21 protein-coding genes are annotated in these 25933 nt (G+C 73.9%); 12 read left to right on the top strand and 9 right to left on the bottom strand.

Annotated features, from left to right (window positions below):
- The first annotated feature begins 4 nt into the window (after nt 1-4).
- The 3 genes from OG534_RS05030 (at nt 5) to OG534_RS05020 (ending at nt 2746) form a co-directional block, all read left to right on the top strand.
- On the top strand, nt 5-1309 hold the full coding sequence (locus OG534_RS05030) for an MFS transporter (RefSeq protein WP_326586862.1): 1305 nt from the start codon (nt 5-7) through the stop codon (nt 1307-1309).
- Nucleotides 1310-1459: 150 nt separating this feature from the next.
- Nucleotides 1460-2275, top strand: coding sequence for a dimethylargininase (gene ddaH, locus OG534_RS05025; RefSeq protein ID WP_326586861.1), 816 nt, complete (start codon nt 1460-1462; stop codon nt 2273-2275).
- Nucleotides 2276-2524: 249 nt separating this feature from the next.
- Nucleotides 2525-2746, top strand: coding sequence for a hypothetical protein (locus tag OG534_RS05020; protein ID WP_326586860.1), 222 nt, complete (start codon nt 2525-2527; stop codon nt 2744-2746).
- A 71-nt stretch (nt 2747-2817) separates the two neighbouring features.
- Here the strand turns inward: OG534_RS05020 and OG534_RS05015 are convergent, their stop codons facing one another.
- The gene (locus OG534_RS05015) at nt 2818-6108 is read right to left on the bottom strand and encodes an AfsR/SARP family transcriptional regulator (protein ID WP_326586859.1); all 3291 of its coding nucleotides are present in this window, start codon (nt 6106-6108) and stop codon (nt 2818-2820) included.
- A gap of 284 nt (nt 6109-6392) precedes the next feature.
- Between OG534_RS05015 and OG534_RS05010 the strand changes: the two genes are divergently transcribed.
- Together OG534_RS05010 and OG534_RS05005 are read left to right on the top strand one after the other, a co-directional pair.
- Nucleotides 6393-7424, top strand: a complete 1032-nt coding sequence (locus tag OG534_RS05010; protein WP_326586858.1) for a hypothetical protein — start codon at nt 6393-6395, stop codon at nt 7422-7424.
- Nucleotides 7425-7547: 123 nt separating this feature from the next.
- On the top strand, nt 7548-7982 hold the full coding sequence (locus OG534_RS05005) for a hypothetical protein (RefSeq protein WP_442807214.1): 435 nt from the start codon (nt 7548-7550) through the stop codon (nt 7980-7982).
- Nucleotides 7983-8073: 91 nt separating this feature from the next.
- On the opposite strand, the gene OG534_RS05000 is transcribed toward OG534_RS05005, so the two are convergent.
- Entirely contained in the window at nt 8074-9606 is a 1533-nt protein-coding gene (locus tag OG534_RS05000; protein ID WP_326586857.1) for an amino acid permease, read from the bottom strand.
- Between the two features lie 128 nt (nt 9607-9734).
- Nucleotides 9735-10715, bottom strand: coding sequence for a hypothetical protein (locus tag OG534_RS04995; RefSeq protein WP_326586856.1), 981 nt, complete (start codon nt 10713-10715; stop codon nt 9735-9737).
- A gap of 316 nt (nt 10716-11031) precedes the next feature.
- Between OG534_RS04995 and OG534_RS04990 the strand changes: the two genes are divergently transcribed.
- The 4 genes from OG534_RS04990 to OG534_RS04975 all read left to right on the top strand — a co-directional run bounded on the left by OG534_RS04990 (nt 11032) and on the right by OG534_RS04975 (nt 15649).
- Complete coding sequence (locus OG534_RS04990) at nt 11032-12468, top strand: FGGY family carbohydrate kinase (RefSeq protein ID WP_326586855.1); 1437 nt, start codon at nt 11032-11034, stop codon at nt 12466-12468.
- Nucleotides 12465-13901, top strand: coding sequence for an FAD-dependent oxidoreductase (locus OG534_RS04985; RefSeq protein ID WP_326586854.1), 1437 nt, complete (start codon nt 12465-12467; stop codon nt 13899-13901). Before OG534_RS04990 ends, OG534_RS04985 begins: the two co-directional genes overlap by 4 nt.
- A gap of 65 nt (nt 13902-13966) precedes the next feature.
- Nucleotides 13967-15154 (top strand): NAD(P)/FAD-dependent oxidoreductase, encoded by a 1188-nt coding sequence (locus OG534_RS04980; protein WP_326593463.1) that lies wholly within the window; start codon nt 13967-13969, stop codon nt 15152-15154.
- Nucleotides 15155-15319: 165 nt separating this feature from the next.
- The gene (locus OG534_RS04975; RefSeq protein WP_326586853.1) at nt 15320-15649 is read left to right on the top strand and encodes a hypothetical protein; all 330 of its coding nucleotides are present in this window, start codon (nt 15320-15322) and stop codon (nt 15647-15649) included.
- A 95-nt stretch (nt 15650-15744) separates the two neighbouring features.
- On the opposite strand, the gene OG534_RS04970 is transcribed toward OG534_RS04975, so the two are convergent.
- Nucleotides 15745-16191 (bottom strand): DUF7144 family membrane protein, encoded by a 447-nt coding sequence (locus OG534_RS04970; RefSeq protein ID WP_326586852.1) that lies wholly within the window; start codon nt 16189-16191, stop codon nt 15745-15747.
- A 340-nt stretch (nt 16192-16531) separates the two neighbouring features.
- Here OG534_RS04970 and OG534_RS04965 point away from each other — a divergent pair, with 340 nt between their 5' ends.
- Both OG534_RS04965 and OG534_RS04960 read left to right on the top strand, forming a co-directional pair.
- Complete coding sequence (locus OG534_RS04965) at nt 16532-17272, top strand: carbonic anhydrase (RefSeq protein ID WP_442807036.1); 741 nt, start codon at nt 16532-16534, stop codon at nt 17270-17272.
- Nucleotides 17273-17438: 166 nt separating this feature from the next.
- Nucleotides 17439-19388 carry a flavin monoamine oxidase family protein gene (locus OG534_RS04960; RefSeq protein WP_326586850.1) on the top strand — a complete coding sequence of 650 codons (1950 nt, stop codon included), beginning with the start codon at nt 17439-17441 and terminating at the stop codon, nt 19386-19388.
- Nucleotides 19389-19390: 2 nt separating this feature from the next.
- On the opposite strand, the gene OG534_RS04955 is transcribed toward OG534_RS04960, so the two are convergent.
- From OG534_RS04955 to OG534_RS04940, 4 genes are read right to left on the bottom strand one after another with little or no spacing between them, the layout of a single operon-like run.
- Complete coding sequence (locus OG534_RS04955; RefSeq protein WP_326586849.1) at nt 19391-21385, bottom strand: CASTOR/POLLUX-related putative ion channel; 1995 nt, start codon at nt 21383-21385, stop codon at nt 19391-19393.
- A gap of 25 nt (nt 21386-21410) precedes the next feature.
- A complete protein-coding gene (locus OG534_RS04950) occupies nt 21411-22142 on the bottom strand; it encodes a TetR/AcrR family transcriptional regulator (RefSeq protein WP_326586848.1) in 732 nt (243 codons plus the stop codon).
- Nucleotides 22139-23221, bottom strand: a complete 1083-nt coding sequence (locus OG534_RS04945) for a saccharopine dehydrogenase (RefSeq protein WP_326586847.1) — start codon at nt 23219-23221, stop codon at nt 22139-22141. Before OG534_RS04945 ends, OG534_RS04950 begins: the two co-directional genes overlap by 4 nt.
- Nucleotides 23222-23245: 24 nt before the next feature.
- A complete protein-coding gene (locus tag OG534_RS04940) occupies nt 23246-23845 on the bottom strand; it encodes an isochorismatase family protein (RefSeq protein WP_326586846.1) in 600 nt (199 codons plus the stop codon).
- A gap of 148 nt (nt 23846-23993) precedes the next feature.
- Here OG534_RS04940 and OG534_RS04935 point away from each other — a divergent pair, with 148 nt between their 5' ends.
- On the top strand, nt 23994-24560 hold the full coding sequence (locus OG534_RS04935; RefSeq protein WP_326586845.1) for a DUF6434 domain-containing protein: 567 nt from the start codon (nt 23994-23996) through the stop codon (nt 24558-24560).
- A 5-nt stretch (nt 24561-24565) separates the two neighbouring features.
- On the opposite strand, the gene OG534_RS04930 is transcribed toward OG534_RS04935, so the two are convergent.
- Nucleotides 24566-25912, bottom strand: a complete 1347-nt coding sequence (locus OG534_RS04930) for an MFS transporter (protein WP_326586844.1) — start codon at nt 25910-25912, stop codon at nt 24566-24568.
- Between the last annotated feature and the right edge of the window lie 21 nt (nt 25913-25933).

Genomic DNA, 25933 nt, shown 5'->3' with positions numbered 1-25933 from the left:
CGCCATGACCACAGCCTCCGTCAAACCGCCGTTCCCGCCGTCGCCCCCGGCGCCGGACCCGCCGCGAAGGAGCCGCTGGGGCCTCTGGGCGCAGGCCAACTTCCGCAAGCTCTGGATCGGTGAGACGACCAGCGGCCTCGGCACCGCCGTCGGCAACGTCGCCCTCGCCCTGGTGGCCGTCGTCACCCTGGAGGCCTCGCCGTTCATGGTCGGCCTGCTGACCGCCTCCGCGTGGGTGCCCTGGCTCTTCCTCGGCCTGCTGGCCGGTGCCTGGGTGGACCGCTGGCCCCGGCTGAAGGTGATGCTGGTCTGCGACCTCCTGCTGCTGTTGCTGTTCGGCAGCGTGCCGGTGGCCGGCTGGCTGGGCCTGCTGACCATGGCCCAACTGGTGGTGGTGGCGCTGCTGGCCGGCGCGGTCAAGGTGTTCCTGTCCACCGCGAACGGCGCCGTCCTGCCCGTTCTGGTCGCCAAGCAGGACCTGCTGGAGGCCAACGTCAAACTGCGCTCCGGCGACGCGGCGGCGGAGATCGCCGGCCCCGGCCTGGCCGGCCTGCTCTCCCAGGCGTTCGGCGCGGTCAGCGGTCTGCTCGCCGACGCGGTCACCTACCTGGTGGCGGCGATCTGCGTCGGCACCATCCGGGCCGAGGAGAAGCCGCCGCCGGTCTCCGAACGGCGCGGGATCCTGCGCGAGATCGGCGAGGGGGTCCGGTTCCTGGCGCGTGACCCGTACCTGCGCACGCTGGCGAGCTTCGCGGCCGTTGGCAACCTCGGCCTCAACGGCATCCAGGCCGTGCAGACCATCTTCCTGATCCGCAGCGTGGGAGTGACCCCCGGTGGCGTCGGGGCGGTGTTCGCGGTGGTGTCGATCGGCGGCCTCGCCGGGGCGGCGCTCGCCGGACGGATCGCCCGCCGGTTCGGGACGGCGCGCGGGCTGCTGCTCTGCGAGCTGGTGGGGGCGCCGTTCATCCTCCTGCTGCCGATGGCCGGCGACCGGCTGCCGCTGGCGGTGAGCACGGTGGCCTGGTCGGTCGCGGTCTGCGGCGTGGTCGCCGGGAACGTCATCGCCGGCAGCTTCTACCAGGCGTACTGCCCGCCCGCGATGATCGGCCGCATCCGGGCCAGCGCCTCGACCGTCAACTTCAGCGCCATTCCGGTGGGCGCCCTCCTCGGCGGCTGGATGGGCGAGGTGCTCGGCGCCCGCACCACCCTCTGGATCATGGCGAGCGTGCTGCTGTCGGCCGGAGCGGTGCTGCTGGCCAGCCCGCTCCGCGGCCTGCGGAGCTTCCCCGAGCGTCCCGCGGAGTCCTGACCGCCCAGCGTCGCCCTGACCCCGCCCCTCCCCGCACGTCCGGTTCCCCCCGCTGTCCGGTTCTTCCCGCTGTCCGGTTCCCCCCGCTGTCCGGTTCTTCCTGCCGTCCGGATCTTCGCGGCCGCACCCTCACTTCTCCCGGAGCCCTCCATGACCCGCACCGCCCGCCGGCGCCGCTTCCTGATGTGCCGTCCGACCCACTTCGAGGTCAGCTACGCGATCAACCCCTGGATGGACCCGGCCAAGCCGGTCGACACCGGCCTCGCCGTCGCCCAGTGGGAGCGGCTGTACGCCCTGTACGTCGAACTCGGCCACCGCGTCGACCTGATCGACCCGATCCCCGGCCTGCCCGACATGGTCTACGCGGCCAACGGCGCCACCGTCGTCGACGGCAGGGTGCTCGGCGCCCGGTTCCGCAACGCCGAGCGCGCCGCCGAAGGCCCCGCCTACCTGGAGTGGTTCCGGGCCAACGGCTTCGCCACCCACGACCCGGTCCACGTCAACGAGGGCGAGGGCGACCTGCTGCTGACAGGCAGTCACCTGCTCGCCGGGCGCGGCTTCCGCAGCGTGAGCGAGGGTCACGCGGAGGCGCAGGAGTTCCTCGGCCGCCCGGTGATCGGGCTCGACCTCGTCGACCCGCGCTTCTACCACCTCGACACCGCGCTCGGCGTGCTCGACGCCGACCAGGTCGTGTACTACCCCGGCGCGTTCTCGGCGGGCAGCCGGGCGGTGCTGCGGCGGCTCTTCCCGGACGCGGTGCTGGTCGAGGAGGAGGACGCTGAAGTGTTCGGCCTCAACCTGATGAGCGACGGCCTGAACGTGGTGCTGCCGGAGGCGGCGACCGGGGTGGCGGCCCGGCTGCGCGAGCGCGGCTTCCGGCCGGTCGGGGTGGACCTCTCCGAGCTGTTCAAGGGCGGCGGCAGCGTGAAGTGCTGCACTTTGGAGATCCGCGAGGCGGCGGCCTGAGCCACACCGGATGAACGCCCCGCGGGCGTCGGTCGCCACCCCGGTCAACGACGCCGGTCAACGTCCCGGTCAACGTCCCGGTCAACGGCGCCGGTCAACGCCCCGATCAACGACGCGGATCAACGCACGGTGCTCGTGCGTTGATCCGCGGTTGAACGCCCCTTGCCATGCTCATCCCATCAGCCCGGAACACTCCGGGAAGTCCCGGAAAACCCCTTCCCACCAGGGAAGACGTCCTAGGGAGCAGTCATGGCGAAGCAGTCGAACACCTCCGGTGCCGCTCGGATCCGCCTGGCCGTCGCGGGCCTCGGCCTCGGTGCGGTGATCGCCCTCGGCGGGGCCGGAGTGGCGCTGGCCGACGGCGCCGACGGCACCGGGCAGGGCGGGGGCGTCGGCGCCACGCAGGCCACCGTGCCGACCCCGACCCCCACCCCGACCGACGACAAGGACTGGAACAGCACCGGCTCCTGAGCCGTGCGGGTGAGCGGCGCGATGAGCAGGACCGTTTCTCCACGGCCGCCGCACCCACAAGCCTCCGACCCTCAGGGATCGACCAGCGCCAACGCCGGCTCCTCCAGCAGGACGGCCACCTCGGCAGCCTCCGGAAGCCCCAGGCGGCAGAAGATCTCGTACGCCTGCCGCAACCGCGCCCCCGCCTCGGCCCCGCGCCCGAGGTCCGCCAGCGAGCGGCCCAGCACCAGCAGCGCCTGCGCCTGGTCCCGCTCGGCCCCCAGCTCCTCGCAGAGCACCAGCGCCTGCCCGGCGTGGTCGAGCGCCTCGTCGGCCCGGCCGAGCGAGCGCAGACTGTCCGCCATCCGGTAGCGCGCGTGCGCGGCCCGGTCCCGCAGACCGGCTCCCGTCGCCACCGCCAGACACTCCCGGAACCAGGTCACCGCCTCCTCGTGCCGCCCGAGCCCGTGCAGCGCCAGGCCCAGTACGTACAAGGTGTACGCACGCCCGGGGTCGTCCTGCCGGGTCCGCAGCTCGACGAGCACCTCGTGACAGATCTCCACCGCCTCCTCCGCCCGCCCGCTGCGCACCCGTGCCAGCGCGGCGTTCACGGTGGTCACCAAGGCGCCGGAGCGGTGCCCCAGCGCGTTGGCCAGCAGCAGGGCCTGGTCGTAGTGGTCCACCGCCTCGTCGAAGCGGCTGAGGAACTGGCAGATCAGGCCCAGGTCGTTGAGCGCCTGGCGCAGGATCACCGTGTCGCCGGCGGTTCGCGCCGCGTCCACCGCCTGCCGGGCCGCGGCCTCGGCCGCGTCCAGCCGGGTCGCCGCCAGGGCGACGTTCCCGCGCAGGAAGTGCGCACGTCCGGCGGCCCGGACGTCGCCGTGCCGCACCGCCGCCTCGGCCAGCGCGTCGGCGGTGGTGGCGAGTTGACGGCTCGGCGGGGTGAGGACGAAGGGGGTGAGCGCGATCAGCAGATCGATCGCGGCCCGCAGCGCGGTCCCCTGCACGCCGTCCGGCAGCACCGCGCCGCCCGCCGTACTGCCTGCCGCACGGCCCGCGGTACCGTCTCCGGTGCCGCCCGCCGTACCGCCCGCCGTGCCCGCTCCCGCGTCCGCGGCGACCTGGGCCGCCAGCGCCACCGCGCCAGCACGCTCCGCCGCCGTCCACTCCCGGGCCGCGTCCCATCCCGACAGCGCCACACCGGGGGAGCGGGCCGGACCCAGCGCGCCCGCCGCCGGGTCGCCCGGCACCGCGTGCTGGAAGGCGGTGCAGGCCGTGGCCAGCAGGTGGTCCAGCAGCCGGTCCCGGGCCGCCAGCGCCTCCCCGCTCTCCGCCGCGCCACCGGCCGCCGAAGTGGGGCCTCCCGCGTCGGCCCCCTCCACCGGACGCCGCCGGGCGAACGCCCGCAGCAGGTCGTGGTACCGGTAGCGCCCCGGGAACGGCGACTCCACCATCGCCACGTCCACCAGCGCCTCCAGCAGGTCCTCGGCGTCGTACTCGTCGAGGTCGAGCAGGGCCGCGGCCGCCGACAGGCCGATGTCCGGCCCGTCCACCGAGGCGACCAGCCGGAACGCCCGGGCCTGATCGGGGGTCAGCTGGCGATAGCTCAGTTCGAAGGCCGCCGCCACCGCGAGGTCGCCGATCCGCAGCTCGTCGATCCGCCGCCGCTCCACCTGGAGCCGGCGGCTGAGCGTCTGCACCGTCCAGCCAGGCCGGGCCGCGAGGCGGGCCGCCACGATCCGGACCGCCAGCGGCAGGTACCCGCAGGCCACCACCAGCTCCAGCGCCGCCTCCCGTTCGGCGGTCAGCCGCTCCGCGCCGATCGTGCGGCCGAGCAGGTCCAGCGCCTCGGACGGCTGGAACACGTCCAGGTCGACCTGGACGGTGGCCGGCAGCCCGGCCGGCCGGGTGCGCCCGGTGGTGAGGACCGCGCAGCCGACCGCCCCGGGCAGCAGCGGCCGGATCTGCGCCGCGTCCTTGGCGTTGTCGAGCACCAGCAGCAGCCGCCGCCCGTCCACCACGGACCGGAACAGCGCCGAGCGCGCGTCCAGCCCGTCCGGCACCGCGTCGCCGGGCACCCCGAGCGCCACCAGGAAGCTGCTGAGCACCGCCTCCGGATCGGCCGGCACCGGGTCGGAGCCGCGCAGGTCCGCGTACAGCTGGCCGTCCGGGTAGGTGTCCCGGACGCGGTGCGCCACGTGCAGTGCCAGCGCCGTCTTGCCGACGCCGCCCATTCCGACCACGGTGGCGATCACGAGTGCCTGTGCCGAGGGCGCGCCGAGCACCTCGCCGAGCACCCGGACCAGCGCCGTACGGCCGGTGAAGTCGGCGGCGTCGGGTGGGAGTTGGGCCGGCCGCGGCGGTGCGGCGGCCGGTCGGACGGCGGCTTCCCGCCCGTCTCTGTCCTCCCGCCGGCCCGGTGCGGCCGCCCGGGAACCGGCGCTGCCCTCGGAGTCGTCGACGCCGGAGCCGACCGGGGCCGGCTCCGCCTGTCTCTCGAACTCCTCGGAAGTCCCCGCCTCCGCTCCTGCCCCGTGCTCTGCCCCGGCTCCAGGCCCTGTGCGGGCTCCAGGCCTTGCGCCGGCCCCCGTCACCGTCACCGCCGCCGGGCTCGGTTCCGGAGCGGCCAGCGCCGGATCGCCCTCCAGGATCCTGCGGTGCAGCTGCTCCAGCTCCGCCCCGGGCGGGACGCCCAGCTCCGCGAGGAACAACTGCCGCACCCCGCGGTACACCGCCAGCGCGTCCGCCTGCCGCCCGGCCTGGTACAGCGCCCGCATCAGCAGCCCGTACGCCTGCTCGTGCAGCGGGTGCTCGGTGGTGAGCGCGGTCAGCTCGGGGATGCAGCGCGAGTGGCGGCCGAGCGTCAGGTCCAGCCCGATCCGTTCCTCCAGCAGGGTCAGCCGCAGTTCCTCCAGCCGCTGCCGGTGCCGCTCCGCGAACGGACCGGGTACGCCGGCCAGCGGCTCGCCCTGCCACAGCTCCAACGCCCGGTTGAGCAGGTCGCGGGCGCACAGCGGATCGGTGCGCGCGGTGCGCTCCGCCTCGGCGGCCAGCGCCTCGGCCTCCGCCGCGTCCACGGCGAGCTTCGGCAGGACCAGCCGGTAGCCGTCCCCCATCGACACCAGCACGCTCGACGCGGGCCGTTCGGCCCCGGCGGCGCACCCTTCTTCGCTCTTCCCCTCCGCGTCCAGCACCTTGCGCCATCGCCACGCGTAGGTACGGACCGTGGTCATCGCCGCGCCCGGAGGTTCCTCGCCCCACAGCGCGGCGATGAGATCGGTGGCGCTCGCCGAATGCCCCGGCCGGAGCAGGAGGACGGCCAGCATCGCCTGCTGCTGTGGGCTACCGATCTTGAGCGCGGTAGCGCCCCGGTGAGCCCGCATCAGACCGAGTAAGGAGAAACGGAGATCGCCCAAGTTCTGCCCCCAGCCCCCAGAACACAGTGCCCGCCCCCGCTCGGCGCCCATGTCTCGTTTTGTGTCACCTTTTTAACCACAGCGTCGCACCCGGTGTCGAGAGTCTGTTGAGCCTGTGGTGATCAGGTGTTGAACCTTGCCGTACAGAATCGCCGTGCCGCGGGCACGCCGGATACGGTCCGGCACCGCCCTCCCGCCCCCTCGGCCGCCGGTGGCGCCGGGCCTGACCATACATTCGGAGGCGGACGTCCGTGAACACCGCACTGCTGTACCGGCTGCTCGACGCCGACCCGGCCGCCGGGCCGGCCGAACTGCTCCACCGCGCCCGGGCCGACCACCACCTGCCCCACCTGGCGCTCTCCGCGCTGGTCCGCGACGGCGTGCGGATGGGCGAGCCCGCCCGTGCCGAACTGCGCCGCGCCCACGACCGCGTCGCCCACTACGCCCGCCTGGCCGCCGACCTCGCCTGTTCCACCGGCGTCCGCGCCATCCGAGGCCTCCCGCTCGCCGGTTACTACCCGGACGGCCTGCTCCGCCCGCTGGACACCCTCGACCTCGTTGCCCCCGACGAGGCGGCCCTGTGGCAGGCCGTCATCCGTCTGGTCACCGACCACCCGGTGGAGCACATCGACGTCTCACTGCTGGGCGAGCGCCCCCACCACACCGCCGTCACGGTCCACTGGCCCGCCGAGGACCCCCTGGTCGACCCCTGGTACCGCGTCCATCTCACCACCGCCGCCCTGCCCGGCGACGGCTCGGCCGTGCCCGTCCGGCCGTACCTCGTCGCCGACGAGCACGTCGAGTGCCTCATCGCCCTGGCCGAGTCCCACCTCCACCGGCCCGCCCTGCCCCCCGGTCCCGTCACCCTGCTCGACATCGCGTGCCTCGCCCGCCGGCCCTTCGAGCCCGCCGAGACCGCCGCCGTCCTCGCCGCCTACCGCCTGGCCCCCGAGGCCGCGACCCTCCTCGACCACGCCGCCGACCACCTCCCGCTGGGCCCCCTGGCCGCCGTTCGCGCCGCACTCGCCCCCGAACTCGCCCCCGAACACCGCCGCCGCACCGAGACCGCCGCCACCCGACGCTTCCCCACCCGCCACGGCACCCTCCTGCGCCGCACCGTCATCCGCCACGCCTGGGACGAGGCCCGCCTCCACACCCCCACCCCCGACACCCCCCTCCTCCTCACCCCCGTGGCCGACTACCTCCTCACCCGGACCCCCGCCACCCCCACCACCCGCACCGCAGCCCTCCAGGCCCTCCACCACTGGGACACCCTGTGCTGACAGGAAGCTTTTGGAGAGCGAAGACAGCGAGGTGCGCCAGGCCGCCTTGGACACCATGCTGACCACGGCCCGCCTGCGGGGTGAGCGAACGGTCCGGGCGTCCTTCGGGAGGCCGCAGGGGCCATCTGGTACGAATCGCTCAAGGCGTCCGGCTCCGAGGACCAGTTCCAGGACTTCGCGGGCACCACCTTCCGGAAGGCCGGGGAGCTGTTCGGCGTCGGCAGCCCTGAGCAGTCGGCCGTACTGACGGCGTGGCAGGAGGTGGAGGTCCCCGTCAGGGGCGTCCCGACCGGGGTTGCCCGGGCACGGAGCCTTGCGGCCAACGGGAACGGTGGCGCGGGCCGGCAGGACGGCCTGGCAGCGCTGACCAGGCAGGTCGGGGAACTGAACGCCAGGATGGCGGGGATGGCCAAGGACATGGCCGCTCTGCGTGTCCAGCTACACGATCACGGTGGAGGACGGTGGCCGTTCGACGGTCCTCAAGCAGTCGGACGCCGCCATGACCCGCGAGTTCGCGGCTTGCGCACGTGGCTTCAGAGGCACTTCGAGCAGCAGTGACGCGCGATGGGTCACGAGGTGGGTCACGCGATGGGTCACGAGGTGGGGTCGGGACGCGCGCCCCGGGTGCACCGGGGCGCGCGGGGAGGGGTCAGACGATGCCCTCGGCGATTTCGGCCTGCTCCCTTGCGTTTCCGTAGGCCGACGGGGTGCCGTACGAGCGCCGGGCGACGTACCACCAGGCGCTGGCCAGGACCAGGACCACCGCCAGGGCGATCACCGCGTAGTTCATCGAGTCGATGGTCACCGGCGACTTCTGCGGCAGGCAGAACAGGACCGTGACGACGGCCACCCAGACGACGGCGATCCACCCGATCGGCTTGCTCCAGCGGCCCAGGCTCCACGGGCCGGGCTCGAAGCGGCTGCCGGCGCGCAGGCGCAGGTAGATCGGGATGGCGTAGGCCGGGGTGATGCCGATGACGTTGATGGCGGTCACGGCACCGTACGCGGTGGCGGAGTAGAGCGACGGCAGCGCCAGTACGGCGGCGACGGCTACCGCGAGCCATACGGCCGGGACCGGGGTCTGCGTACGGCTGCTGACCTTGCGCCACAGGGCCGAGCCGGGGAGCGCGTTGTCACGGCTGAAGGCGAAGACCATCCGGCTCGCGGCGGCGACCTCGGCATTGCCGCAGAAGAGCTGCGCGACGATCACGACGAGGAGCAGGGCGGTGGCGCCCGCGGAGCCCAGGGCGTCGAGGAAGATCTGGGCCGGCGGGACACCGGTGGCGCTGCCCTGGACGGCCGCGTAGTCCTGGATGGCGAAGGTGAGGCCCGCGAGCAGCGCGAACCCGGCGATCCAGGAGACCCAGATGGCCCGGACGATGCCCTTGGCGGCGGAGACGGATGCGTTGGAGGTCTCCTCCGAGAGGTGCGCGGAGGCGTCGTACCCGGAGAAGGTGTACTGGGCGAGCAGCAGGCCGACCGCCGCCACGTAGAACGGGTTGGCCCAGCCGGTGTCGTTGACGAACTCGGTGAAGACGAACGAGGGCGACTGGTGGTGGTCCGGGATGATGGCCAGGGCGCCGACGATCAGGGCGACGCCGCCCAGGTGCCACCAGACGCTGATGGAGTTGAGCACGCTGACGAGGCGGACGCCGAAGAGGTTGAGCGTGGCGTGCAGCAGCAGGATGCACAGGAAGATCAGGAAGGTGGAGCCGGGGGTCGGCACGAAGCCGAACTGGAGGTTGAGGAAGGCGCCGGTGAACAGTGCGGCGCCGTAGTCGATGCCGGCGATGGCGCCGAGCAGGCCGAGCAGGTTGAGCCAGCCCGTGTACCAGCCCCAGCGGCGTCCGCCGAGCCGGTCGGCCATGTAGTAGAGCGCCCCCGACGTGGGATAGGCGCTGGTCACCTCGGCCAGGGCGAGCCCCACGCACAGGACGAAGAGGCCGACGCCGACCCAGCCCCACAGCATCACGGCCGGACCGCCGGTGCCCAGGCCGAAGCCGTACAGGGTCATGCAGCCGGAGAGGACGGATATGACCGAGAAGCTGATGGCGAAGTTGCCGAAGCCGCCCATCCGGCGGGCGAGGACGGGCTGGTAGCCGAGCTCCCTGAGTCGTTCCTCCTCGTCCTGCCGGGGCGGGGCCTTGCTGTCCGGGCGGACGGTCGGCGCGATGCGGGACATGGGGAGGTACCTCCGGGGGTTCGTGAAGCACGGGGACGGGGAGCGGAGAGCGGGGGTGGAGAACAGGGGGTGGGGCGTTGGGGCGACGGGCGCGGCGCGTGGCGTCGGGGGTGGGGGACGCCCCGGGCTCAGTCCCGGCCGGCCAGGCTGCGGGACCGGGCCCGCAGGAAGACCTCCGTGGCCAGTTCCTGGTCGGCCGGGTCGCGGGTCCGGTGGGCCCACGGCAGGGTGGTCCAGTACCGGTCGATCGCGTCGAAGACCCGGGCCGCCTCGCCGAACCGGTTGGCTCCCCACAGGGCATGGGCGAGATGGTTCAGATCGAGCGGGGAGGCGCGGCGCAGGTCGGCGTACCGGAACCAGGTGTCCAGGGCGTGGCCGGCGTCACGGACGGCGTCCTCGGCGACCCAGTGCAGGTCGAGGGCCTTCTCCTGGCCGCGCTCGCGGCGGTAGCGTTCGATGCTCAGGTAGAGCGGCAGGACGTGGACGGCGGACCCGGGCGGGGCCGAACCGGCCGCCCAGTGCACGAAGTTGGCGGCCCCCGTGAGCGGTCCCGGCGTACCCGCGCACACGAACTGGAGCATCCGGTGGTACGCCTCGCGGTTGTGCGGATCGCGCTTGTCGGCCTGCGCGAGCATGCCCCAGGGGCCGGGAGGCAGCATCAGGCCGGGCGGAGGGAGCCGGTGCTCGTCCATCGCGCGGTGTTCGTCGAGGAGGGCCAGGGCGAGCAGGCAGACCCAGGGCACGGGGTCGGCCGGGCTGAGCTCGGATGCGTACCGGCAGGCCGCCCACGCCTCCTGCCACAGCTCGTGCGTGCGGGGGTGCCGTGCGCGGTGGGCGCGGACGGCCCGTTCGACGACGACACGGGTGTGCATGACGGACGCGGCGACGCTGTGCGGTTCCTCGGCCCGCCACGCCTGGACCACGTCCGATCCGGCGGCGACCGCGGCGAGCACCTGGGTGCGCTGGGTCCACAGCCCCCAGCCGTCCGTCCGGTCCAGCAGGTGCGCCATCGACAGCCATCGGCCTGTGCGCAGGTCCTGCACGGCGACACGTAACTCGTTGTCGTGGCCGGCGGGGTGGTAGACGGGCCGGAAGTCGCCGCCCGCCATCACCTCGCCCCGGTCGGCGGATGGTCGGGACGGGCGCGTCTTGCGGTGGTCGTGGTCATCGGTCCTCGCATCGCATGGCCTTCGCGCCTGGTGATCGGCGATCACTATAGAGCGACTGTGTGCGTTCGCGGCATGAATCTTTTCAAATGCAACTATCAAGCCACGTACAGGATATGAATTCACGTCAGGTCGACTCCGCGACCCCCCGGCCCGGTTCTTGCGGATCTTGACGGGCGCCGTCCGCTGGTGAAGGCTTCCGAGCGGCGATCGCGCACGGCGCCGATCACGCGTGTCGATACAAGGGGACGGAGTGGTGATGACGGGCCCGGTGCTCGCTGTGGACCAGGGCACGTCGGGAACCAAGGCCCTCGTCGTCTGTCCCGTACGCGGGGTCATCGGCTCCGCCTCCGCCCCCGTACGGCCCCGGTACCTGCCGGGCGGCCGTGTGGAGGTCGACCCCGGCGAGCTGCTGGACTCGGTCGTCGACGCGGGGCGGGCCGCCCTGGCGGCGGCCGGCGAGCCGGTGGTGGCGGTGGGCCTGGCCAACCAGGGCGAGACCGTACTCGCCTGGGACCCGGCGAGCGGTGAGCCGCTGACCGACGCGATCGTCTGGCAGGACCGCCGCGCCGAGCAGCTGTGCACGGAACTGGCCCCGCACGCCGCCTCGTTACAGGAGTGGACGGGGCTGCCGCTCGACCCGTACTTCGCCGCGCCGAAGATGGCCTGGATACGCCGCAACCTGACCCGGCAGGGAGTCGTGACGACCAGCGACGTGTGGCTGGTGCACCGGCTCACCGGCGCCTTCGTCACCGACGCGGCCACGGCGGGCCGCACCCAGCTGCTCGACCTCGACACCGTCGACTGGTCGCCGGCGGCGCTCGACGCCTTCGGCCTCACCGGCGAGCGGCTGCCGGAAGTCGTCGACGCGGACACCCATGTCGGCACCACCACCGCGTTCGGACCCCCGCTGCCGCTGACGGGGCTGCTCGTCGACCAGCAGGCCGCGCTGCTCGCCCAGCGCGTCACCGAGCCCGGTACCGCCAAGTGCACCTACGGCACGGGGGCGTTCCTCCTCGCGCAGAGCGGGCCGCGCCCCCTGCGCAGCACCTCCGGACTCGTCGGCTGCGTCGCCTGGCGGCTCGGCGGGGAGACCAGCTACTGCCTGGACGGGCAGGTGTACACGGCCGCCTCCGCCGTGCGGTGGCTCACCGACCTCGGCGTGATCTCCGGCGCGGAGGACATCGACCCGGTGGGCGGCAGCGCCCCGGACGCCGGCGGCGTCACCTTCGTCCCCGCGCTCGCCGGGCTCGCCGCCCCCTGGTGGCGCGGCGACCTGCGGGGTTCGGTCACCGGCCTCGGCCTCGACACGACCGCGGGGCACCTCGTTCGCGCGCTGTGCGACGGCATAGCCGCGCAGGTGGCGGAGCTCGCGGACGCGGTCGCCGCCGATCTGGGCGCGCCCCTGACCGCCCTGCGCGTCGACGGCGGGCTGACCCGGTCCGCGCTGCTCATGCAGGCGCAGGCCGACCTGCTGCAGATCCCCGTCGAGGTGTCCGCGCTGCCGGACGTCACCGCGCTCGGCGTCGGCGCGGTCGCCCGGCTCGGGCTCGACCCCTCGCTCACCGTGCACGAGGCCGTCCCGGAGTGGAAGCCGTCCGCCGTCTACGAGCCGCGGGCCGGTTCCGGGCAGGCGGCGGAGCGCCGCGCACGGTTCCGTACGGCGGTCTCCGCCCTGCTCGACGGCCCGGCATGACCGTCACCACCGACGGCCCGCTGCCCGGCGGCAACGGCAACGGCAACGGCAACGTCAACGTCAACGGCGACGCGTACGACGTGACGGTCGTCGGCGCCGGCGTGGTCGGCTCGGCCATCGCCCGCGAACTGGCCCGGCTCCCCCTGCGGATCGCCCTGATCGACGCGTCCGACGACGTCGGCAACGGCACCTCCAAGGCCAACACCGCCATCCTGCACACCGGTTTCGACGCCGTGCCCGGCTCCCTGGAGTCCCGCCTCGTCCGGGAGGGGCAGCGGCTGCTCGCCTCGTACGCCGCCGAGAGCGGCATCCCGGTGGAACCGCTCGGGGCGCTGCTCGTCGCCTGGAACGAGGAGCAGTACGCGGCCCTGCCCGGCCTCGCCGACAAGGCCGTACGCAACGGCTACCGCTCGGCCCGGATCCTCCCGGCCGAGGAGGTACGGGCCCGCGAGCCGGAGCTCGGACCCGGCGTGCTGGGGGCGCTCCACGTGCCGGACGAGGCCGTCATCTGCCCCTGGACGACCACCCTCGCGTACGCGACGCAGGCCGTGCGCGCCGGTGTCGACCTGCACCTCAACTGCCCGGTGCGGTCGGTCACCCCGGGCGCACCGCACACGCTGGCCACCGGCCGCGGCCCGCTGCGCACCCGGCACCTGGTCAACGCGGCCGGCCTGTACGCCGACGAGATCGACCGGATGCTCGGCCACGCGGACTTCACCGTGACGCCCCGGCGCGGTCAGCTGATCGTCTTCGACGAACTCGCCCGCGGCCTCGTACGCCACATCCTGCTGCCGGTGCCGGACGCGCGCGGCAAGGGAGTGCTGGTGACGCCGACCGTGTACGGGAACGTGATGCTCGGGCCGACCGCCGAGGACCTGGACGACAAGACGGCCACCGGGTCGACCGCCGACGGGCTCGCGCTGCTGCGGGAGAAGGGCCGGCGGATCCTGCCGGCGCTCCTGGAGGAGGAGGTCACCGCCGTCTACGCCGGGCTGCGGGCGGCCACCGGGCAGGAGGACTACGCGATCCGGGCGCATCCCGCGCAGCGGTGCGTCACCGTGGGCGGGATCCGCTCCACGGGCCTGACCGCCTCGATGGCGATCGCCGCCCACGTGGTGGAGCTGCTCGCCGAGGGCGGGCTGCCGGTGGCCGGCGCGCAGGAGCCGGCCCCGGTGCGGATGCCGAACCTCGGCGAGGCGTTCCCCCGCCCGTACCGCGACGCGGCGATGATCGCGGCGGATCCGGAGTACGGCCGGATCGTCTGCCACTGCGAGCGCGTCACCCGCGGGGAGATCCGCGACGCGCTCGCCGGGACCGTCCCGCCCGGCTCGCCGGACGGCCTGCGGCGGCGCACGCGCGCCCGGGGCGGCCGCTGCCAGGGCTTCCACTGCGGGGCCGCCGTCCGCGCCATGTTCGAGGAGGCCCGCCGGTGAACCGTACGGCCGACGGGCTGGCCGACGGGCCGGTCGGCGTCCCGGCCCACGGTCCGGTCGATGTCCTGGTCGACGTCCTCGTCGTCGGCGCCGGCCCCGCCGGGCTGGCCCTCGCCGCCCGGCTGGCGGCCGCGGGCGCCGGACGGGTCGAGGTCCTGGAACGCGAGCCGGAGGCGGGCGGAATGCCGCGTCACCTCCACCACGGCGGCTTCGGCAGGCCCCCGCGCCCCTGGCTCCGCGGTCCCGAGCACGCACGGCGGTCGGCGGAGGCCGCGGTCGCCGCCGGGGCCGCGGTCCGCACCGGCGTCACCGCCACCGGCTGGGCCGGCCCGCTGTCCCTGGACACCACGAGCCCGGCGGGCCTGGAGCGGATCACGGCCCGCGCCGTGGTCCTCGCCACGGGCGCCCGGGAGCGACCCCGCAGCGCCCGGCTGGTCCCGGGATCCCGCCCGCAGGGCGTGCTGACCACCGGGGAGCTGCTGCAGTCGGTCCACCGGTACGGGCTGCCCGTCGGCCGGCGGGCCGTGGTCGTGGGCGCCGGGCCGGTGGCCCGCCACGCGGTGGGCACGCTGCGCCGGGCGGGTACGGACGTGGTGGCGATGGTCACCGAGCTCCCGCGCGCCACCGCCGTACCGGGGGTCCCGCTGCTCACGGCGACGACGGTGGGCGAACTGCGCGGCCGGGGCCGGCTGACCGGCGTGGCCGTCCGGCACCGGGACGGCAGGTCGGGGGTCCTGGCCTGCGACACGGTGGTCTTCACCGGCGACTGGATCCCCGATCACGAGCTGGCCCGCCGCGGCGGCGTCCCCCTGGACCCCGGCACCCGGGGCCCCTGCGTGGACGCGTCCTTCCGTACGTCGGTGCCGGGCGTCTTCGCGGTCGGCAACGCCCTCCACGGCATCGAGCGCGCGGCCACCGCGGCCGGGGAGGGCGCCGCCGCGGCGGCCCCCGTGCTGGCCCACCTGGCGGGCGCCCCCTGGCCGGAGCCCGGCCCGCCGCTGAAGGTCCGGGCCCCCTTCCTGTGGGTGACGCCGAACCGGGTCACGGGACCGGGCACCGCCGGGAGGCCGCTCTTGCTCCGGTCCGGGGAGCCGTTGACCGGCCCGGTGGTGACGGTGGGCCAGGACGGCCGGCTGCTGTGGCGGCGTCGCATCATCGGCCCGGTGTCCCCGTCCCGCTCGCTGCGCCTGCCACCGGACTGGACGAACCGGGTCGACCGGTCCGGCGGCCCGGTCGTGGTGGCCCTCGGCTGACGCGGGACCGCCGAGGCGTGGGGTACCACCGTTCAAGGAGACCCCCAAAGCAGGCGTGGCCACACGAATGAAGCCCCGATCTCCGTTTGCGGTGGTCATCGAGCCACGCCAACACTGGTTGCGCTGTGTCAACTGTCACGCAACGAGTAGACGATGGGAGTAGGCATGTCTGAGCCTACGAACGGCTTCGCCTGTGCAGCTGGTGACCAAGACTTCACGGCCACGGCGTATCAGGACGGCAAGGCGAGGCGCCGGGTCACGGTGAAGGGCACGTGTGCGTGTCAGACCTCGGGATTCAAGCTCAAGTTGGAACTGGCGTCCCCGCCGATCGTCCCTGACGAACTGCACGTGAACCTGGTGGAAGCCAAGCCCACGGGGACCGTCACGCAGGTCATCACACCCACGGATGTGGAAGGCACGTTCGAGATCGGAGATGAGGTCGAGCGGGTGCTGATCCGCAATCGGAACATCACCGTGCTGATCAAGGAAGGGTGAAAGCCCCGGGCTGGGTGCAAGGGCCGTTCCGGAACGATCCGGAACGGCCCTTGCTCGTTTTCCGTACCGCGGCCCACGCTGGGAGCGTGCCCGCCTCAGGCCGTCGAGCCGGAGTCCGCTTCCCGGTGCATGCCCGTGCACAGGGCCCAGACGACGAAGAGGTTCACGACGACCAGGATCAGCGCCCACAAGGGGTAGAACGGGAGCCACAGGAAGTTGGCGATCGCGCCCAGGCCGGCGATGAACACCCCGAAGTAGCGCGCCCACAGGGCGCCGGTGATCACCGCGCAGCCGCCGACGACGAGGAGGATGCCCACGATGAGGTGTACCCAGCCCCAGGCCGTCAGGTTGAACTCGAACAGGTAGTGGCGCGTCACGACGAGCAGGTTGTCCTTGGCGAGGGCCGAGATCCCCTCGAAGATCGCCATCACCCCGCCGAAGATCATCAGGGCGGCCGCCGCGATGGTCGTACCGGATGTGGGCGCATGCCAGGGGCTCGGCTGCGGGCGACTGGCTTGGGCTCTGGTGGCGTCACTGGCCATCTCGATCTCCTTGCTGGCAGAGCCGGCCTGGCGGGCCAGGACCAGCGATCCCCCGGTTTCAGCGTGTCACGACGGCCTGCCCCGTCGGCATTCCGGCCTCCGGGCCCCCTCCGTGCCGGTGCACCCGGCGAGCGGCATATGGGCAGGTGGAGGGGGTGTGGGGTGGTGGCGGCATGCTGAGAGGCCATGCCCGCGCGGGGGCGGGCGACGCGCCGTAGGGCCGGGCCGTGCGGGGAGGTCCGGGGGCGGCGGGCCGTTTTGCCCAAGACTTCGCCAAGGCCGGGCCAGTCCCCAAGCGGCGCGCACACCGCAGGCCTGGATGTGCATAGCTTGTCCTGATATGACGGTGAATGCTGCTGAAGGTCGCGGGGCCCCCGGGCGGCGCCGGCTGGTCCGGGCGGTGCTGACGGGCGCGGCGGCCGTGGGCGCCGGGCTGGTGGCCGGTACCCCCGGCACCCCGACCCCCTCCCGCGCCGGCGGGGCGAGCGCTGCGCGGCCGACCACGCCCGAGACCGCGCTCAACGTGCTGGCGGCGGGGAACGCGCGCTGGCGGACCCTTCACGAAACGCATCCCGACGAGACGCGGACCGTGCGGCGCACGCTGGTCCGCGGCCAGCACCCGTTCGCCGTCGTCCTCGGCTGCGTCGATTCCCGCGTACCGCCCGAGCTGGTCTTCGACCAGGGACTCGGCGACCTCCTCACCGTGCGCTCGGCGGGCGAGGTCCTGGACGAGGCGGTGCTCGGGAGCATCGCGTACGGGGTCCTCGAACTGGGCATCCCGCTGGTCGTCGTCCTGGGGCACCAGTCCTGCGGGGCCGTCGCCGCGGCCGTCAACGCCGCCGAGGGCGGGGCGCCGCTCCCCGGACACATGCAGTACCTGGTCGATCAGATCCGGCCCGCGATCGACCGTACGCTCCGGGGGCCCGCGCGGATCGACGCGGCGATCACCACGAACGTCCGGCTGGTGCGGTCGCGGCTGGCCGCGGAACCCGAACTGGCGGCCAAGGTCGCGGCCGGGAAGCTGGCCGTCGTCGGAGCCCGGTACGAACTCACCAGCCAGCGGGTGCGCCGGATCCCCTGACCACCCCTCCCGGCGCCCCCCGCACCGGTCGGCGTCAGCCGTAAGCGCCGTGACACGAAAACCAGTTCGTCAGCGGCGCGCGGTCCGTACCGCACGTCCGGGTGATTGTTTCCCGCCCGGGCGACTTTGGGCGTTCAAGGCGCTTGGGGGACGCGAGAGTTCAGTCATGATCATCGACTCTGCCCCCGTGCCCGACTCTCCGAACGAGCCCGCTCCGGAGCCCGCCCGCCGCCCCTCCCGCCGCACCGTCATCGCGGGCGCCGCCGCCGTCGCGGGAGCCGGTGCGCTCACGGTCGCCGCCGCGTCCGCCGAGACCTCGCGGACGCCGTCCGGCTCCGCACACTCCGACTGGGAGACGTGCCTGACCATCGCCCGGGCCATCCTCGTACGGGACGATGACGACGAGCCCCTGGTACCCCGTTACGCGGACATCCTCCTGAAGCACGGCCTGCCCCGGTCCCGCACCCGCAAGAAGGTGCTGATCGTCGGCGCCGGGCCCGCCGGGCTCACCGCCGCCCACCTGTTGCGCGGGGCCGGGCACGAGGTCACCGTCATCGAGGCCAACGGCAACCGGGTGGGCGGCCGGATCAAGACCTTCCGTACCGGTGGCCACGAGAAGTCCCCCGCCGCCTTCGCCGACCCCAAGCAGTACGCCGAGGCCGGCGCCATGCGGATCCCCGACAGTCACCCGCTGGTCACCGGACTGATCGACAGCCTCGGCCTGAAGCGCCGGCGCTTCCACCTGGTCGACGTCGACGGCTCCGGCCGCCCCGCCTACCGCACGTGGATCTTCGTCAACGGCATCCGCGTCCGGCGCGCCGACTACGCGCGCAGCCCGCAGGCACTCAACCGCTCCTTCGGAGTCCCGGCGGCCTACGAGGGGATTCCCGCCGCGCAGATCGTGCGGAACGCCTTCGCCCCGGTACGCAAGGAGATCGACGGGAAGAAGGACAAGGCCCTCGTCGAGGGCTGGGCACGCGTCATCCAGCGCTACGGCCACATGTCGATGTACCGCTACCTCACCGAGGAGGCGAAGCTCGACGAGCGGACGATCGACCTGATCGGAACCGTCGAGAACCTCACCTCCCGGCTGCACCTCGCCTTCGTGCACAGCTTCATCGGCGCCTCGCTGATCAGCCCGGACACCGCCTTCTTCGAACTGCCCGGCGGCACCGCCACCTTGGCCGACGCGCTCTACGACCGGGTGAAGGACGTCGTACGGCTCGACCGCCGCGCCACCCGCATCACGCACGGGGAGGGCAAGGTCACCGTCGACACCGTCTCCGAGGGCCGCGGCGGCGCCGCCGTGCAGCGCGAGACGTTCACCGGCGACACCGCGATCATCACCGTCCCCTTCTCCGGCCTGCGCCACATCCCGGTCGCGCCCGCGCTCTCCTACGGCAAGCGGCGCGCGATCACCGAACTGCACTACGACGCGGCCACCAAGGTGCTGCTGGAATTCGGCCGCCGCTGGTGGGAGTTCGACGAGGCCGGCTGGAAGCGCGAACTGGAGGCCGTACAGCCCGGTCTGTACCGCAAGTACCAGCTCGGGCAGACCCCGCAGGACGGCTCCCTGCTGGGCGCCCACTCCTCCGTCACCAGGAGCCACATCTCCGGCGCCCAGCGGGCCCACTACGCGGCCTGCCGCCCCGTCACCCGCGACCAGCCCGAGGCCGCCGGGGTCATCGGCGGCGGTTCGGCCACCGACAACCCCAACCGCTTCATGTTCCAGCCCTCCTACCCCGTCGAGGGCAGCCCGGGCGGGGTCGTGCTCGCCTCCTACAGCTGGTCGGACGACGCCCTGAAGTGGGACTCCCTGGACGACGCGGAGCGCTACCCGCGGGCGCTCGCCGGGCTCCAGGAGGTGTTCGGGCAGCGGATCGAGGTGTTCTACACCGGTGTCGGGCGCACCCAGTCCTGGATGCGCGACCCGTACGCCTACGGCGAGGCCTCCGTCCTGCTGCCCGGCCAGCACACCGAGCTCTTCCCGCACGTCCGCAGCGCCGAGGGCAACCTGCACTTCGCCGGCTGCCACACCTCCATCAAGCCGGCGTGGATCGAAGGGGCTCTGGAATCCGCGGTACGGACCGCCCTGGAGGTCCACTCGACGCTCTGAGGTCAGCTTTCGGCGAGCACGATCAGCCAGTCGTGCTCGCCGAAGCGGACCCGCTGCCGCTTGTCCGGGTTGAGCCGTACGCCGTAGGCGGGGCCCGTGGCGGCCTGCGAGCGCAGCCGGTAGCCGACGGCGCATTCGCGGCGGCGGCGCGCCGACTCCACGAGGGTCGCGAAGGCCACCTCGCGGTCGGTCCGCACGTAGTCCGATACGGGCTTCAGGTAGAGCTCGTTCCCGTGCGCCCCGAACAGCTCCTCGAAGACGTCGGCGAGGTGGCTGCTCTCCGAGATCTGGGTCATGAGCAGGCTGATCAGCCGGCCGCTGACGATGAAGTCGGCGCCCTCCCGGGCCGGGGCGAGCAGCCGGTTGCCGTCGTCGGACATCTCGGTGGTGAGCGAGAGCTCCCGGTGGGCGGCTTCCCCGATCGCCCGCAGGTGCAGCAGCGTGACCAGCGTACGGTCGTCCGTCTCGGCCCCGGTCTCGCCGCCGGTCCCGGCCCCGGTGTCACCCCCGGCACCGGCCCCTGCCCAGGTCCCTTGCGCAGCCCAGGTCTCCGGGCCGGGGGCGAGTGGGACAGTGGGCCGCAGCCCCGTCTCGCCGATGACGATCACGCTGTCGTACGAGGGCACGTCCAGCTTGGCCAGGACACCGGGATCGGTGATGTCCCCGCTGTGGAAGGTCACTTCGAGGCGGCCGCGCGCTCCCGCGATGCCGGAGGCGGCGCGCATCGTCGCGTCGTCGCCGAGGGCCACGACGTCCAGGGTGGTCCCGGGGCTCACGAACTGGTCGAGCTGCTCCACGATGAGCGGGGCGCGGCGGTTCCAGCCGAGGAGGAGCAGGCGTTCGGTGAGGGGGATCCCGGGGCGGGCCGTGACGATCGCGTCCTCGTCGACGCAGGAGGAGGCGTCCGCCGGTACGGCCGTGTCGTCGTCCTCGGAGACGAGGATGATCCGGTCGTCCGCGCCGATCGGCGTGCCGGGTTCCGGGTTGAGCGCGACGCGGCCGTCGGCGTGCAGCAGGCCGACCACCGAGGACGTGGTGAACGCCAGCAGGGTCTCGCCGAAGGTGCGTCCGGCGAGACCCCGGGCGGCGGCGGTGTAGAACTCGTCGCCGTCGAAGCCCAGTAACTCCTGGTAGACGAGCGAGAGACCGGGCTGGCGGGCGGTCTGGACGAGGAGCCGGGCGATGATGTCGTCGACGCACAGGACGTGCCCGCCGGGTCCGGCCGCCAGCTGCGCGGTCACGTGGTTGCGGGTGTCACGGACGGCGGCGACCACCACCGCGTCACCGGCGCCGGGGACCGCCGCGTCGAGGGCGAGCAGGGTCTTCACCACGTGGGCGTCGCCGGTCTCCCCGTCGGGCGGCAGCACGAGCACGGCCTTCGCGGTCTGCGGGCTCACCCGGGCCAGCTCCGCGGGATCGGTGGTGCGGCCGCTGCGGCAGATGATCCTCGTCGTGCCGGCGTCGGTCACGTGGGCGGAGATCTCGTCGTCCATCTCCACCTTGTCCTTCGGCGCGAGGACGGCGACGGCCGAGCGCCGCTGGTTGGCGTTGGCGGCCACCAACTCCCCGACCACCGGGAGGATCTGGTCCGACCAGCCCAGGACGACGGTGTGCCCGGCCTCCAGCACGGTGGAGTGGCCGCGGCGCAGGGACATGATGCGCCGGTTGATGCCCGTGGTGATCAGACTGACCAGGGTCGACACGAAGAGCAGCGCGACCAGGGCGAGCGTCACGGAGGCCAGGACGTAGAGGGGAGAGCCGACCGCGCCCCCGATCTTGAGGGTCTGCCCGACGCTGACCCACACGGCCGCGAGCCGGCCGGAGAGGGTCGTGGGGGCGGCCCGGTCGGTCCAGACGAGGACCGCGCTCGCCGGGATCACGACGGCGAGGCAGGCCAGGGCCAGCCAGCCGATGAGCGCGGTGGTTCCCCCTGCCACCAGATGGTCGAAGCGGTACCGGAGGCGCAGCCGCAGGGACGTCTCGTGCTGCTGCGCCATGCGAACTCCCTCGTCTTCCGTGCTCCTAACCCACTGGCGTCCCTCCGGTTACGGGTGAACCGCCTTCGGTGTGATGTCGGGAAGGCAGGGCCTCCCCGGCGAGGAGACCGAGCAGGGTGCGGCGCAGGAGGGTGTCGGCCGGGGTGGTGGGGCGGCCCGTGATGCCGGAGCGGAACAGGGCCGATCCCTCCATGAGCATCACGAACACCTCGGCGCGGGCGGCCGCGGCGGCGGGGGTGAGGGCGGGGGAGCGGCCGCGGATGAACTCGGCCACGTGCCCGGCGTACGCGGCGTAGAAGGCGCGGACGGCCCGGGCGGCCTCCTCGTCGTGCGCGGCCATGGACCAGACCTCGGTGAACAGCCGTACCAGGGGCAGGTCGTCGTGGTCGCCGAGGACGGTGTCCAGGATGGCCTCGGCGCCCGCGTCCGCGTCCGCGTTCGTGTCCGCGCCTGCACCGGCGTCCGCGTCCGCACCGGCCCCGGCGCCCGCATCGGCCCCGCTCGCGTCCGTGAGCGCGGCGACGCGCGCCAGCGAAGCGGTGAGGATCCGGTCCAGCAGGGCCGCCAGGAGGTCGGAGCGGGCCGGGAAGTAGTACTGGAGGTGCCCGAGCCGGACGCCCGCCGCGTCCGCGACCGCGCGCATCGTGAGCTCGGCGCCGCCGGAGGAGCCCAGGATCCGTTCCGCGGCGTCGAGCAGGGCCGTCCGCCGCTGGTGGCCCTTCGGGGTCGGCCCGCCCGGGGTGGCGGCGGCGGTCATGCGGCGGCCTCGATCCGGTCCGGGTCGAGGTCGACCCGGACGCCGTGGGTGGCCAGTGCGCCGGCGGCCCGGATCGGGTCCGGATGCTGTTCGGGGAAGACCACGCCCTCCGGCGCCGGGGCCCCGTCGGTGCCCAGCACCCGGTGCAGTCCCAGGAGCGCCCCGACCGCGGTCAGATGGCTCTGCCCGCGCGGGTCGGTGACGGTCGCGGTGCGGCTGCGCCCTTGGTGGGAGACGTCGATGCGGAGCCGGGCCGTACCGCCGTCCCCGGGGGAGTGGAGCAGGGCGCGGCGCGCCGGAGCCCAGCGCTCGCCCCCCGCCCAGCGGAAGAAGCCCGCGCCCCGCAGGGCGAGGAGCGCGCGGGTGGCGGCCGGGGAGCTGAAGCCGATGCGGGTGACCGCGGTGGTGGTGGCGAGGGTCAGCGGCAGCGTGAACTGCTCGGGGGTGTCGATGCGCGCGACCCGTACGGGACCGCCGCCGATGAGCACCGTACGGGCGTCCGTGAGCGGAGCGGCGTACCGGCGGCGGCCGTCGTCGACCACCTCGAACTCCACGCCGAGCCGGTCCATGAACTCCACGGAGTCCGCGCCGGACCGGTCGGCCATGTCCCACCGCACGGCGATCTCGACCCGCTCGGCGCCGCCCAGTTCCGCGGCGAGCGACGCGGCGACGAGGCTGCTCACCCCGCCCATCCAGGCCGAGGACAACAGCACGGGGGCGGTGGGGCGCAGCAGCGCGGCCACGGTGACGGCCCGCTGGAGCCGGGCCGTCCAGCGGGTGATGTCGACATAGGGGACGCCGGCCGCCACGGCGGCGCGCAGCACCCGGTCCTCGGGGTCGTTGACCGAGTTGATCACGGCTCGCACATCGGCTCGGAAGGGTGCGGGATCGGTGAGGTCCCAGGCGCGCACCTCGGCTCCGAGTTCGGCCGCAAGGGCCCGGCCGCGTTCGGGCGTACGGCCGGTGAGCAGGGTCGGGGCGTCGAGGGCGACCATACGGGCGATCTCGGCGCCGACGGTTCCGTATCCGCCGGTGATCAGGACGGGGGCGGACGGGTCGTGCCGCAGGGCATCAGTCATGACGCAGATTCTAGGTCAGCTGACCTAAAAATGGGAATCGCCGGTCCCCAGGGACGCGATGACCTCGTCCGTGGTGCTGACCTTGCCGATGCGCGGGAAGATCTTGCCGAAGGTGTGCGTGTGGGAGTCGGGGTCGGTGTCGGCGGTGGCGTCCTCCGGGAAGACCAGGTCGTAGCTGAGCTCCCACGCCGTACGGGCGGTGGACTCGACGCCGACGCTGGTGGAGATGCCGGCCAGCACGATGCGGTGGATGCCGCGGCGGCGCAGCTGGAGGTCGAGCTCGGTCCCGGTGAAGGCGCCCCAGTGGCGCTTGGTGACGACCACGTCCCCGAGGGCGGCGAGTTCGGCGGGGATCTCGGAGAACGCGGCGGGCGGGGCGGCGGCCGGACCCGGGCGGTCCACGTTGACGGTGGGCAGGTCGCCGCCGTCGGGGGACCAGGCCACCTTGACCAGCACCACGGGCAGTCGGTGGGCGCGGAACGCCTCGGCGAGCGCGATGCCCCTCTTGAGGATCTCGGGGGCCGGTCTGGTGGTGGGCAGGCCCAGGATGCCCGTCTGGAGGTCGATGAGGACGAGGGCGGTGTCGCCGCCCAGGGTGAGGTGGTGGTTCGGGTCGTCGGTCATGCGGTCTCCTCCGGATCCGCCCGTGCCCGGGCCTGCGGCGCTTGCGAACATATAGGGACAATAGGTGACATGTAGTCACATTCACAAGGCTGCTTTACGGGTGGGCCGATCGGTCCGTTGTGCCCGGCGCCTCGCCTAGGATGGGAACGTGAGTACGAATATGAATGCGGAGGAAATCCGGCCCGCCCTGACGCCGGCGCTGACCGGGACGGAGCTGCGGCGCTGGTACTGGACGCTGGCCGAACTGAGTGCACTGGCCCGGGAGATGGGCTTGTCGGCGGGAGGCGGCAAGGCCGCCGTCACCGCCCGCCTCGCCGCCGCACTCGACGGGCTCCCCGCACCCGCCGCCGCGGCGCCCCCCGCGACCCGCCGCACGGGACGTCAGCTCGCCGCCCCCGTCGACGGCGCGACCGTGATCCCGCAGGGGCAGCGGTGCAGCCAGGTGCTGCGGGAGTACTTCGTACGGGAGATCGGCCCCGGGTTCCACTTCGACGCCTTCATGCGGGAGTACGTCGCGCAGCACGCGGGCCACACCCTCGCCGAGGCCGTCGCCCACTGGCACACCACCCGCGCGCAGGCGGCCGAACCCCAGGAGGTGGGCGCACAGTTCGAGTTCAACCGCTTCCTGCGCGCCTGGCACGCGCGCCACCCCGACGGCGCCCGCTCCGAGGCCCTGGCAGCCTGGCAGGCCCACCGGGCCCGCCCCCGCGACTGACGCGATCAGGCGGCCGGGCCCGACGCCGGACCGGTCTGTGGGCCGGGCTGTGGGGCGGTCTGCGGGTCGGTCTGCGGACCGGACTGCGGCGCGCTCTGCCGCCGCGCGACCTGCCGCTCGGTCTGAGGTTCGACCTCCACCGGTTCGACCTCCACCGGTTCGGCCTCCGCCGCCGGTTCCGCCGCCGGTTCCGGCAGGCGCCGGGCCAGTGCCCACGCCAGTACGGGCAGGGCCGCCAGCGGCAGCAGCGCGGCGCGCAGCGAGGCGGCGTCCGCCGCCGCGCCGATGAGCGGGCTCGCGAGGCCGCCGACACTGACGGTCAGGCCGAGGGTCACCCCGCTCGCCGTTCCCATGCGGGTCGGGAGGTAGTCCTGGCCCAGGGTGACCTGGAGCGAGAACGGCACGTACAGCGCGGCGGCGGCGAGCGCCGCGCAGACGGGCACCAGGGGCAGGGGCAGGAGGAGGAGCCCGGCCACGGCGGGCACGGCGGCGGCGTAGGCCCGGCGCACGGTGGCCGCCCGTCCCCACCGGCCGGCCAGCCGGCCGCCGAGCAGGGTGCCGCCCGCGCTGCCCGCGAACAGGGCGAACAGGGCCACGGCGGCGGCGGTTTCACCGCCGCCGCGCTCGTGCACGTACAAGGCGATGAACGTGCTCAGGCCGATGAAGACGACGGACCGGACGATCACCACCAGGCAGAGCAGCAGGAAGGCCCGCAGGTTCTCCTCCGGGGCGCTCGCGGGCGCCTTGCCCGGCCGTGCGGTGGCCGCGGCGGCCGAGCCGTCCGCGCCGCTCCCCGCGGGCGGCCGGTTGAGGAGCACGCCGAGCGCGGCCGGGAGGGCCAGCAGACCCCAGCCGGCCGGCCCGGGCACCGCCAGGGCGCCGAGGACCAGCAGCGGCGCGCAGGCGAAGCCGATGTTGCCGCCCAGCGCGAACCAGCTCATCGCCGTGTGCCCGGCCGCCCCGCCCGCCAGGGAGCGGACCAGCCGGGCGGCCGCCGGGTGGTAGGCGGCGACGCCCAGCCCGGAGAGCGCGACGGCGGCCACCGTGGCGGGATAGCCGGCGTCCAGCCCGACGAGCGCGATGCCGAGTCCGGCGGCGGCCGTGGCCAGCGGTATCAGCCAGGGCATCGGCCGCCGGTCGGTCAGCATCCCGAAGAGCGGCTGGACCACGGAGGAGAGGAGCGAGGCGGCGAGCACGATGCCGGAGGCGGCGGCGTACCCGTACCCGCGCTCGGCCACGAGGAAGGGCACGAGCGCGGCGACGGCGCCCTGGTAGACGTCCACGCACGAGTGGCCCGCCGAGAGGGCGGTGGTGCGGCGCCGCAGCGCAGTGGTTGCGATCGGTGATTTCACCGACCGAGCATCGCCGCCGCC

It is taken from the genome of Streptomyces sp. NBC_01294, assembly GCF_035917235.1.
Classification (GTDB): Bacteria; Actinomycetota; Actinomycetes; order Streptomycetales; family Streptomycetaceae; genus Streptomyces; species Streptomyces caledonius.
Note: the sequence above shows the minus strand (reverse complement) of the source record. Positions and strands in the feature narration are given on the sequence as shown.